The organism is Muricoccus harenae (assembly GCF_009848505.1).
Lineage (GTDB): Bacteria > Pseudomonadota > Alphaproteobacteria > Acetobacterales > Acetobacteraceae > Roseomonas > Roseomonas harenae.
The window spans coordinates 43,963-55,203 of sequence record NZ_WWDL01000034.1; the positions used below are offsets into that span (position 1 = coordinate 43,963).

The 11,241-nt window shown below is 65.8% G+C and carries 11 protein-coding genes; 5 read left to right on the plus strand and 6 right to left on the minus strand.

Going from position 1 to position 11,241, the window contains the following annotated elements:
* Positions 1-5: 5 nt before the first annotated feature.
* On the plus strand, positions 6-686 hold the full coding sequence (locus tag GSE44_RS20805; RefSeq protein WP_159350767.1) for a cyclase family protein: 681 nt from the start codon (positions 6-8) through the stop codon (positions 684-686).
* A complete protein-coding gene (locus tag GSE44_RS20810) occupies positions 683-1,456 on the plus strand; it encodes an SDR family NAD(P)-dependent oxidoreductase (protein WP_159350754.1) in 774 nt (257 codons plus the stop codon). The genes GSE44_RS20805 and GSE44_RS20810 overlap by 4 nt, the downstream gene beginning before the upstream one ends.
* 297 nt (positions 1,457-1,753) lie before the next feature.
* Here the strand turns inward: GSE44_RS20810 and GSE44_RS20815 are convergent, their stop codons facing one another.
* The gene (locus GSE44_RS20815) at positions 1,754-2,815 is read right to left on the minus strand and encodes an ABC transporter substrate-binding protein (RefSeq protein WP_159350755.1); all 1,062 of its coding nucleotides are present in this window, start codon (positions 2,813-2,815) and stop codon (positions 1,754-1,756) included.
* 17 nt (positions 2,816-2,832) lie between these two features.
* Complete coding sequence (locus tag GSE44_RS20820; protein WP_159350756.1) at positions 2,833-3,699, minus strand: SDR family NAD(P)-dependent oxidoreductase; 867 nt, start codon at positions 3,697-3,699, stop codon at positions 2,833-2,835.
* A 127-nt stretch (positions 3,700-3,826) separates the two neighbouring features.
* Here GSE44_RS20820 and GSE44_RS20825 point away from each other — a divergent pair, with 127 nt between their 5' ends.
* The gene (locus tag GSE44_RS20825) at positions 3,827-4,708 is read left to right on the plus strand and encodes a LysR family transcriptional regulator (RefSeq protein WP_159350757.1); all 882 of its coding nucleotides are present in this window, start codon (positions 3,827-3,829) and stop codon (positions 4,706-4,708) included.
* Between the two features lie 111 nt (positions 4,709-4,819).
* Positions 4,820-5,935, plus strand: a complete 1,116-nt coding sequence (locus tag GSE44_RS20830) for an LLM class flavin-dependent oxidoreductase (protein ID WP_159350758.1) — start codon at positions 4,820-4,822, stop codon at positions 5,933-5,935.
* 135 nt (positions 5,936-6,070) lie between these two features.
* Here the strand turns inward: GSE44_RS20830 and GSE44_RS20835 are convergent, their stop codons facing one another.
* Genes GSE44_RS20835 through pcaD form a run of 4 tightly spaced genes read right to left on the minus strand, consistent with a single transcriptional unit; the run spans position 6,071 to position 10,258 of the window.
* On the minus strand, positions 6,071-7,165 hold the full coding sequence (locus GSE44_RS20835) for an ABC transporter ATP-binding protein (protein ID WP_159350759.1): 1,095 nt from the start codon (positions 7,163-7,165) through the stop codon (positions 6,071-6,073).
* Positions 7,166-7,176: 11 nt separating this feature from the next.
* Complete coding sequence (locus GSE44_RS20840; RefSeq protein WP_159350760.1) at positions 7,177-8,916, minus strand: ABC transporter permease; 1,740 nt, start codon at positions 8,914-8,916, stop codon at positions 7,177-7,179.
* Positions 8,901-9,455 carry a carboxymuconolactone decarboxylase family protein gene (locus GSE44_RS20845; RefSeq protein ID WP_159350761.1) on the minus strand — a complete coding sequence of 185 codons (555 nt, stop codon included), beginning with the start codon at positions 9,453-9,455 and terminating at the stop codon, positions 8,901-8,903. The genes GSE44_RS20840 and GSE44_RS20845 overlap by 16 nt, the downstream gene beginning before the upstream one ends.
* Positions 9,452-10,258, minus strand: coding sequence for a 3-oxoadipate enol-lactonase (pcaD, locus tag GSE44_RS20850; RefSeq protein WP_159350762.1), 807 nt, complete (start codon positions 10,256-10,258; stop codon positions 9,452-9,454). The genes GSE44_RS20845 and pcaD overlap by 4 nt, the downstream gene beginning before the upstream one ends.
* Before the next feature lie 572 nt (positions 10,259-10,830).
* On the opposite strand from pcaD, the gene GSE44_RS25865 reads away from it, so the two are divergent.
* On the plus strand, positions 10,831-10,980 hold the full coding sequence (locus tag GSE44_RS25865) for a hypothetical protein (RefSeq protein ID WP_235925005.1): 150 nt from the start codon (positions 10,831-10,833) through the stop codon (positions 10,978-10,980).
* Positions 10,981-11,241: the final 261 nt, after the last annotated feature.

Below are 11,241 nucleotides of genomic sequence, written 5' to 3' on the forward strand. Positions count from 1 at the left end.
CGCTTATGGCACGTCGCGTAATCGACCTCTCTACTCCGGTCCGCACGGACCATTTCCGTTGGGCGGTGGAACGGCGCTTGGCGAAATCCCATGAGGAAGGCGCGGGGCAGGCGACCTGGGCGGGCTGGAACGTTCACGCATTCACCCACATGGACAGTCCGCGCCATGTGGACCCAACGGGATTCACCACCGACGCGATCACGCCGGACATGACGGTGGGGGAAGGGGCCGTGCTGGATCTTACGGACGTTCCAGCCAATACGTCCATCGAGGAGAGCCGCATCGCATCCGCCGGTGCCCATCTACGCCCCGGTGACATCGCCATCCTGAAGACGCGTTGGGACGAGCGCTTCAGCATAGACACTCCAGATTTCTGGCTGCAGGCCCCCTGGATGACCGATGGAGCGGCGGAGTTCCTGCACAGCCGCGGCATCAAGGCCGTGGCCTTTGACTTTCCACAGGACTATTGCATCCGATTCTTCCTCACGGGTGAGAGGCGCCCGCCGTTACCTGAGCACGTGACCCACCACCGCTTGCTCGCACGAGGTGTGATCATGTTCGAGTACCTGGCCAACACCGGAGCGCTGAAGGCGCCCCGCAATCTGTTCGTAGGACTTCCCATCCGCTTGCCGGACAGCGATGGATCGCCCGCTCGCGTGATCGCCATCGAGGAGGAGCCGTCATGACGCTGGCCGGGAAGGTGGCGCTGGTCACGGGTGGCGGCGCAGGTATTGGCGCTGCGACCAGCCGCCTCCTGGCGGAGCGTGGTGCCGCCGTTCTTGTCGCGGATTTGAATGAGGCTGCCGCTGCCGGCACGGTGGACACGATTCGCGGCGCAGGTGGCCGGGCCGCTGCCTTCCGCATGGACGTTGCTGAAGCAGCGCAAGCTGCCGCAGCGGTGAAGGAGGCAGAGCAGCAGTTCGGACCACTCGATATCGCCGTGTGCAATGCGGGCATTACTGATCGCATACCAGCACTGGAGATGACCAGGGAGGCCTTCGAACGCATTCTGCGCACTAACCTGACCGGATGCTTCCTCAGTGCGCAGGCTGCGGCGCGTGCCATGGTCGCACATGGGTTGGGCGGCCGAATCGTCACCCTTGCTTCAGTGTCCGGCCAGTTCGGTGGCACGGGACGGGCCGCTTACGGCGCCAGCAAGGGTGGCATTATCAATCTCACCCGTGTTCTCGCAATGGAATGGGCCGAGCACGATATCCTGGTGAACTGCGTAGCGCCTGGCCCGACGCAGATTGCACGTACGGCACATGGTCCCCGTCAACGCAGTGCATTTCTATCCCGCATGGCGCTCAAGCGCTACGCCGATGCGGTAGATATCGCCGGTGGTATTGCCTTTCTCTGCTCCGAGGATGCCGGCTTTGTCACCGGGCACGTCCTGAACGTGGATGGCGGCTTTGCCGCGGCGGGGGTGCTGTACGACCCGGCAGAGGGTGCATGATCAGGGACGCGGATCCGTCCGGTCGGGATGGCGTTCTCAGACTGCCGCTCCCCAGGTTCACCTGACCTACCTCACCTTGGCGCGCTGGCCGTGCCGGGGTGAGGTATCTGGCTGATCGGAGTGCGGAGATGTTCTGCATCGAGCAGTTGGCGTCCAAGACCAGACCGCTGCGCCAGCGGACGTCGCTCCTGCGACGTTCCGCCCCGCAGCCATCTCGCTCCATGCCGGCGGGATGTGGGACGCGTGTCAGCTTGGCTGACTGCTGATGCAGCGCGCGACCCATCCTCATTTTTTCGGTCAGGATGCGAAGATTGCCTGCCAGTCTGCTCGCGCCTTCTGCATGTCCGCGGTGGACAGGGCACGCCAGTCGAGGTCGATCAGCTTCATGCTTCCCATATTCGGTGCGTAGTCGGTCACGGGGCTCTGGAAGCCCGTGCGGCCTGAACTCATGGCCTCTCGGCGCGCGAGGATCGCCTGCGCCTCGGGTGTGAGAATGTAGTCGATCCAGAGCTTCGCGGCATTCGGATGTGGCGCCTTCTTCAGGATGAAGCTGCATTGCGGCATCAGCACCACGCCTTCCGTGGGCATCACGAATTTCAGCTTCGCACCGTTAGCATTGTTCTGCAGGGCGCGGGTCGGCTGGCCGAAGATTGCCATCATGTCCTGGTTGGAGACGAGCCGGCTGGCGATCTGCTCCGACCGCACCAGGAAGTTCGGGCGCTTTTGCGCTACCGCTCGGAACCAGTCGTCGCCCACCACGCGCCGCAGCCCCATGAAGGTTGCGAGATACGCAGCCGAGATCGAGGCATCACCGAGGCTGAAGCGCCGCGCCTGCACGAAGCCAGGCACGTCCTGCCAGGACCGTCCGGTGAAGTTCACCGTCTCGCTGTTCCACATCGGCGCGAAGAGATAGGCACCGTTGAAGGCGAAGTGGCGCGGCAATCCCAGCCCCGCCGCGAAGACATCGCCGTAGTGCTGGTACTCCGGCGATTCATACTCCATCACATGCCCGTCCCGCACCTTCTCGAAGACCCAGGTCGGTGACGCGATGGACGCGATGTCCATCGTCACGCGCCCGGCCTGCAGCTCCTGCTCGACCCGCGTGATGAGGTTGCCGGTATTCGAGAGGGTGTAGTTCACGCGGAAGGAGGAGGGGAGCCCATAAGCCTTGCGGAAGCCCGCAGTCAGCTCATCATTCGTCTCGGGCTGGAGCACAGTGTCGAAGTAGCTGACGCTTCCCTCGCGCTTGGCGCCCTCGATGAGCTGGGCCCGACTGTCGCCACCTTGAGCCAGGGCCGGTCGCGCAAGCGTGGCGGCACCCAACCCGATCAGGCCCGCACCGAAGTCTCTGCGTCGCATGTCTACCTCCTCATCCGTCAGCCGGCACGGGCCGGAACTGCGTCCCAGGGCGCTGCATCGTGCAGCACGAAGCCGGCCGGACGTCCATTCCGCCGGGCCGCGAGCTCAGGTGGCGAGGCTCGGTCCCAGGTGTTCGCGTCGAAGCGGAAGCCGTTGATCCCGCCAGCGGCGTCGGAGACGACGAAGAGTAGCGGCGCCACCATCTCGTCGGGCTCCAGCAGGGGCGGCATGCTGCCGTTCCGGCTGCCCGTGCGCCATTCCTCGGCCATGCCAGGCGTGTTCGCGCCGGCACCGGGATTGACGATGTTGGCCGTGACGCCGGTGCCGTCCAACTCCTTCGCCCGGATCTCGGTCGCCATCTCCAGCGCCGCCTTGGAAGGCCCGTAGGGTGAGCTACCCGGCCGGTTCATCGTGTCGAGCTTCGTCGTGACATTGACGATGCGGCCCCAACCCTGCGCAAGCAGCAGCGGCGCGACGCGGCGGGCCATGCGATCAGCGGCCGTGAAGTTCGTGTCCATCACGGACTGCACCAATGTGTCGCCGCATTCCCAGAAGGACTGCGGCGAGGGGCGGCGGAACTTGTCCGGGCTAATGGTCGTGAAGGTCAGGCCCGCATTGTTGACGAGGATGTGGATTCCGCCCAGGCGATTGCACGCCCTATCCACCAGGGCGGTGCAGGCCTCCGGATCGCGAATGTCGGCCACGGCGGGCAGCAGGGCCGACTCAGGGATGCCTCGGTCATGCGCTGCGATGCGCATCGGCTCAACGTCATCGGCGATATGGCCGACGGCGAGCACCCGGTGCCCGGCCGCGGCGAGGCCCAGCGCCATGGCCTGGCCCAACCCGCGCAACCCGCCTGTGACGATGGCGACGCGCTCCGCCATGCATTTCCTCCCGCGACGAGGCCGTGCCGCCCCCTTGCCCGGGAGCCTAGGTCAAGGTCGAGTCGGGTGGAAATGTCCGAGCAGTTCAATATGCTCTTGCCCAAATGTCTGAAATCGGAGGATGCCGTTGAACAAGTTCCTGGCGCTGTCGGTCTTCACGAAGGTAGCCGAACATGGCGGCTTCACCGCGGCCGCGCGCCGCCTGGGCCTCTCGGTATCGGCGGTTACAAAGACGGTGGCGCGGCTGGAGGACGAACTGGGGACGCAGCTCTTCAACCGCACAACGCGGCAGCTCCACACCACGGATTTCGGCCAGGAGTTCTACGAGCGCTGCGTCCGCATCCTGGCTGATCTGGAGGATGCCGAGGCCGCGCTCCGCCAGGGCAGCGTCTCCTATACGGGGCGGGTGCGGGTGCTCACCCCCTTCTCCTTCGGGCGGGTGACACTGGTGCCGGAGTTGCCGGCTTTCCTACGGAAATACCCGGATATCCAGCTGGATCTCAGCTTCAGCGACGGCCCGGTGGACCTCATCGCCGAAGGTTACGACGTGGCCGTCCGCACCGGCGAGATCAGTGACTCCCGCCTCACCACTCGTGTGCTGACGCGCGGCTCCCAGGTTACCTTCGCCGCGCCGTCCTACCTTGCCCGGCACGGCACGCCCCGTCGGCCGGAGGACCTGCAGAACCACAACTGCATTGTCGGCCGCTTCGGTCCGGAATGGAGCTTCCGGGGGCCAGACCGCAAGCCGATGACGGTGATGGTGCGCGGCAGCACCATTGTGAACAGTGGCGACGCATTGCGGGAGGCGGCGGTGGCCGGCATCGGCATCGGCCAGGGCACCTGGTGGCTTGTTCGGAAGGACCTGGAGCGTGGCGCCGTTGAATCCATCCTTCCAGACTATGCGCTTGAGGGGATGCCCATCTCCATCCTCTATCCGGCCCAGCGGCACCTCCCCGCCAAGGTGCGCGCCTTCATCGACTTCCTCGTGGCCATCACGCGCGCTGACTGATTTCAGACGGAACGGCAAGTTTGTTTTGGCATTTCCGGACATTCTAGAACGCCACAAGCTGTGGCGTGATCCTGCCGCGCGCCGGCAGAGCGCCGTAGGAGAGGGCGATCCATGCGTCTGGGCTACTTCACCATGCCGATCCACCCGCAGGGCCGGAACTGGACAGAGACTTTGAAGGAGGATCGCGAAACGGTCATCCTTGCGGACCGGCTTGGCTTCCACGATGCCTTCATCGGCGAGCATCTGACGGACACCTGCGAGAACATCACCAGCAGCATGCTGTTCCTCGCCTCGCTGGTTTCGGACACGAAGCGCATCAAGCTGGCCACCGGCACGGCCAATCTCTCGCACCACCACCCGGTGATCGTCGCCAGCCAGGCTGCGATGTTGGACCACCTCTCCGAGGGGCGCTTCATTCTCGGCATCAGCCCGGGTGCACTCACCTCGGACGCCGAGGCGCTGGGTATCCTCGACCAGGACCGCAACAAGATGTTCGCGGAGTCGATCGACGTGATCCTGGAGATCTGGGCCCGCGACGCCCCCTACGACATCGACCTGCCCGACAACCGCTTCAAGGTCTCAACCATGAAGACGGAGGCGCTGCATCTCGGCGTCGGGAACCTGCCCAAGCCCTATCAGAAGCCGCGGCCGGAGATTGTCGGCACGGTGCTCGCCCCGGGCTCGCAGGGCGTCATCGCCATGGGGCGGAGGGACTTCCATCCGCTCTCGGCCAATTTCCTGTTGCCGATGTGGCTGCGCTCGCATTGGGAGAACTATGCTGAGGGCAAGTCGCAGGTGGGCCAGGTGGCTCAGGCCGCCGACTGGCGGGTCGCGCGCACCATCTTTGTCGCCGATGATGCCCGCACGGCAGCCTCTTATGGCGGCGACGACGCCAACAGCCCCTACGCCTTCTACTATCGCCAGCTTCTGGCGAAGATGACACGCAGTAAGCGGCTCTTCGTTTTCAAGAAGCACAAGGATGAGCCGGACGAGGCGGTGACGCTGGAGCGCGTGCTGCAGGAATGCGTCATCCGCGGCACGCCGGACCAAGTGGCGGACCAGCTTCTGGCCCTGCGCGAGCGGATCGGCGATTTCGGCGAGATCGTCTATGCCGGTCTAGACTGGGTCGACCCGGCGCTCGCCAAGCGCTCAATGACCCTTATGGCCGAGCAGGTCATGCCTCGGGTGAACGCGGCAATTGCGCAGGAGGCGGGGCGGGCGGCTTGAAACGGGCAGGGGAAGTTAACATCCCCGGCCTCCTCCTTTCCCAGAGTAATTTGCTGGCGCGCCGGTCACTAGCCGCGGCAGCCTTGAAAAAGCAGATGAGGGGGCCGGGGAGAATTTCTTCTCCCCGGCCTATTCCTATGCCGGCAGCACCACGCATTCCTCCGGCCGGATTGCGAGCGCCACCCGGTCCCCCGGTGCGCCGCCCATCGGCGGCTGCACTGCGCGCAGCTCTACCCCGCCCAGGTCCAGCACGTATTCCTCCGTCAGGCCGAGGAAGGAGGAGGCGCGCAGTTCGGCTTCCAGTGGTGGCAAGCCGGTCTCGTGGCCCATACGAACATGCTCTTTGCGGATGCAGGCGAGCACACGACTGCCCGGCGCGGGCGCGGGGCCTTCGCCCAACACGCCCCGCAGGGTCGTTCCCTGGGGCAGGCGGATCTCCGCCAGCCCGTCCCGGTCTGCCAGCATCTTCGCCTCGATCACGTTCAGCCCGAGGAAGCGGGCGATAAAGGGCGTAGCGGGGCGGTGGAAGACGTTGCGCGGGCCGCCCTCCGTCTCCACCCGTCCGGCATTCATCACCACCAGCCGCTCCGCCAGGCCGAAGGCCTCCGACTGGTCATGGGTGACATAGATTGCGGTGAAGGCCAGCCGGTCCTGGAGCACCTTGAGCTCCATGCGCATCTGCTCGCGCAGTGCGGCGTCGAGGTTGGAGAGCGCCTCGTCGAAGAGCACCAGGCGGGGCTCGTGGATCAGGGCGCGGGCGAGCGCGACGCGCTGCTGCTGACCGCCGGAGAGCTGCGTCGCCGATTTTGCCGCCGCATGCCCGAGGCCCACGATTTCCAAGATCCGCGTGACGCGCGCGGCGGCCTCTGCCTTCGGCACGCGGCGCACGCGAAGCGGGAAGCCGACATTCTCCGCCACGGTCATATGCGGCCAGACGGCGTAGGACTGGAACACGACGCCGAGCTGCCGCTCCTCCGCCGGCAAGTTAATCCCGCGCTCAGAGTCGAAGACCACCTGGCCTCCGATTTCGATCGTGCCGGAATCCGGTGTCTCCAGCCCGGCGATACAGCGGAGCATGGTCGTCTTGCCGCAGCCGCTGGGCCCCAGCAGGGCCAATGTGTGCCCCCGACCCACCCCGAAGGATACGCCGTCCAATGCCCGATGCGTGCCGTAACTCTTCACCAGCTGATCAACGCGGATGAAGGCCCTGGAATCCATGATGCCGTCCATGATGGCGCCCTTCAGGCCTGGGTGATGGAGGTGCGGGTGAGCCGGAACATGGCGAAGGCAAGGAGCAGCAGGATGAGCTGTACCACCGCCAACGCTGCGACATAGCCCGAGCTGCGGTCGGACAGGAGCACCAGCGCAACGCTGATCGTCTCCGTTCCCTGCGCGTAGAGCAGGATGGTCGCGCCCAGTTCCCGGATGAAGATGACGAAGAGCATGAGCCAGGCGGCGGTGACGGCGGGGCGCAACAGCGGCAACAGCACCCAGCGCATGCTCTGCCACCAGCTCGCGCCGCTTGCTCGCGCGCTCTGCTCCAGTTCTGGGTTGATGGCCAGAAACATGGCCGACACCGTACGGGTGGCGAAGGGGAAGAAGCGCGCGACATAGGCAATCAGGACGATCGTCAGCGTGCCGTAAAGCGGCGTCCGGATCGCCAGGATGAGGAAGCCAAGCCCGAGAATGATGCCCGGTATGCCCAGCGGCAGGGACAGGAACGCGTCCGCTAGCCCGCGCCGCCGTGGATCGCCACGGTTAAGGTAATAGGCCTGCAGCACCGCTAAGATCACGCCGACGGTCGCCCCGACCAGCGCCAAGATGAGGCTGTTGATCACCGCCCCCTGCGTCAGTTCGAAGTTGAACAGTACATACTCGAAATTAGCGAGGCTCGCCCGCGCGAGGTCGAACCTCCCCGTCCAGAGCCGCGAGAGCGAGACCATGATGAGCGCCGCCGTCGGCAGGATCACCGCGCCGCCGATATAGACTGCCTCCAGCGACAGCGCGGCGGCCTTGCCCGCACGGCCTAGCGGCAGCACGCGTGGGCGGTATCCCTTCCCGGTCACGATTTCGAAGCGCCGGCGGGCGAGGTAGCGGCGTTGTGCCATCGTCAGCAGGATCGTCACGCCTAGTACCATCACGCCAAAGGAAGCGGCGCGGCCGAAATCGCTGGGATACTGCACCGCGGCGAAGATCTCGGTCGGCATGGTGCGGATGCCGCTGGGCTGGGCGAGTGCTAGTGGCACGTCGAACAGACCCGCGCTTGTGATGAAAACAACCAGCGCTCCGGAGAGCAGGGCAGGGCTGACCAGCGGGATGCTTACATGGCGCAGTGTATACCAGAAGGAAGCGCCATGGACCCGCGCCGCATCCTCCAGCGCCGCGTCCATCTGCCGCAGCGGTGACATGACGAAGAGGTAGACATAGGGCGTGTAGAACAGCGTCAGCACCCAGATGACGCCGCCCAGGCTGTAGATATTGACGAAGGACAGGTCGATCCCGAGTTGCCGCAGGAAAAAGCCCTGTAGCAGCCCACTGCCCGGCGCCATGAGGTAGATCCAGCTGATCGCCCCGACATAGGGTGAGAGGAAGAAGGGAATGAGGTTTCCCACCTCCAGCCAGCTCCGCCCGGGCATGTCGGTGCGTGCCACAAGCCAGGCGAGGGTGAAGCCGAGAAGGCAACTCAGCACCGTGGCGCCAACGCCGCAGATTGCGGTGTTTCCGATCGCGTCCCAGAAACGGGAGTCGCTCAGCACGCCGGCGAAGTTGCCCAGCGATGGCCGCGCGCCGCCACCCTCCCAGACGAGCAGGCTCCGGATCAGCGTCGCCAGCAGCGGCCCGGCGATGAGCAGTAGGCCCGCGATCACCCCAGCCGCTGGAAGAGCACGCTGAAGCCCCAGGAAGCGGCGGCGCGGTGGCGCTTCCGGTATGGCTGGCGCAAGGTCGCGCCCGATCCCGGCCGCACTCACGCCGCCCGCCACGGGATCTCCGCCCCTTCGGGCACGCGGATGGCATGCGCGTTCAGGGTCAGCGCCAGCATTGTGTAATAGCCGACGAGGCCGGTGAGATCGACGATCCCCTGCTGCCCCAACATCTCGTGCAACCGGTCATAGAGGGGCTGCGACACCTGCCCCTCCCGTAAGAGCGTGGCGCAGTATTCCTGCACGAGGGTCTCCCCGCTCTCCTCGAAGCCCGGGTCCTCGCCCCGACCGAGCCGCGCCAGCGCCGCCTCGGGCACACCCAGCCGCTCAGCGATCGGGGCGTGGGCGTACCACTCATAGTCGCAGCGCCAGTGACGGGCGACGGTGAGGATCGCGACCTCCCGTAGCCTTTCAGGCACGGCGCATTGGAAGCGCAGGTAAACGCCGAGTTGCTCCACCTTCGCCGCCAGTGCCGGGCTGTGCAGCAAGGCGAGAAAGGGGCCGCGCACGCCGCCGCGCGCGCCGGTCGCGATCCGGTTGTATGCCTCCGACTGCGCGGGGCTCAGGGTCTGCGGGTCGAGCGCCGGAAGGCGGCTCATTGTGCGGCCACCGGGGCCAGCGCGGCCAGGAAGCCCTGAAGCGCCTCCGCCACCGCCTCTGGCCGCTCGATCGCCGAGAGGTGCCCCGCGCCGGGGATCTCGATATAGCGGGCGCCGGGCGTGGCCTCGGCCATGGCCCGCATCACCTCCGGTGGGGCGCCCGCGTCCTCCGCCCCCGTCAGGTAGAGGGTGGGCAGCGTGATGGCATGCAGCCGGGCGCCGTAGTCCAGGTTCTGCAGCGCGGCGGCGCAGCCGCGGTAGCCCTCGGGCCGGGTCCCGCGGACCATGGTTGCAACACGCGCCGCCGTATCCGGCTGTGCCTCACGGAAGCCTGCGGCAAACCAGCGGGACAGGCTCGGCTCCACCATGGCCTCCATGCCCTGGGCGGCCACGGCCGCCGCCCGCTGGGCCCAAGCATCGCGGTAGGCCGGCGGCGCGGAGGCACGGGCATTGCAGCAGGCCAGGCTCAGCAGCCGGTCCGGGTGGTGCAGGGCCAGGCCGAGGCCAACCATGCCGCCCATGGAGAGCCCCACGAAATGGGCGCGATCGATCTCCAGCGCGTCCATGACGCCGAGCGCATCCCTGCCGAGGACATCAAGGCTATAAGGCCCTGGCGGCGCATCCGATCCGCCATGGCCGCGAGCGTCATACTGCAGGACGCGGAAGCGCGGCGCGAGCAGGCGGGCGACACCGTCCCAAAGACCGAGATCGGTGGCAATACCATGGGCCAGCACGACCCAGGGGCCGCTGCCGCCATCTTCGATCCTGGCGTGGATTATCGTGCCATCGACGGCAACCCGCATTGGCTTCCCCCTAATCCCGGTCCCCGGTCAACCGGACCTTTTCAGCCCCGCCGGATGTGTGGGTAATCTTGGACGTTTGGGCTAGGTTAAGCGCCTGCTGGCCGGTTGATAAAATCCGAAATGAGAAATTCATCTTTGAACAATCTTCCGGAACCAGTGTTGCCTTTGGTGCATTGACGCCGAATGTCTGGGCCTCCTGTTCCTGCGGAGACATCAGCGGGGGCGAGTGGGCTGCCACTCCAGGCGGCCGCGCAAGACAATAGGCGCTCTGGCTCTGCCTAGCCGGTGCAGTGTCATGCGCTTTGAGTCTCTGATCATGTTCCTGGAGGACAGGTCAGCCTCCGAGTTGCACGCCTGGGGTAACCGGAAGGCTAATGCCGAGTCTCAGAAATTATGAATCTCGTGTGGGGGATTCCCGAACCGGGCGGGTTTGTGCTTCGAGATGGCGAACGGTTGAGGTTCGCTATGACTATCCCGTTTCGAGGTGACTCCTAGCCCTGACGCCGTGCCTGCTGCTGCCGCGCTGCAGCAAGGCGGGGTGGATTGGTGTGGAGCAACCCCCCATAGACCTTATGCCCCTGCTTCGGCGGGACCGGAATATCGCTGTGGGGATTGTGGAGACGGCGGGGCTGATCAGCGTGCTGCGCTTCAACCACCTGCAGCCTAGCACGAACAACCCTGCCGTGCGGCGGGTGCTGCTGAACACGTTGAACCAGCGTTAGCCCTCGAATTGTTTTCTCGAGAGGCGTCCGGCGGCCCCGGCCAAACGACCTAGCCTTACTGTGTCATCTCTGGGCGGCGATTTTGGGTTAGCTGCAGGCAACAGGGGCAGCGTGGGAGGGATTGGACGAGGCTCACGATGAGGCGGCATCGGACGGTGCTGATCGAATATGGGACGTGACGCTCAGGTCGGACTGGGGGTGCCGCGCGGCTGGAAGCCCTGGGGTAGCGCAGGTGCCGCGAGGTGTCCGCGGGTGAAGCGG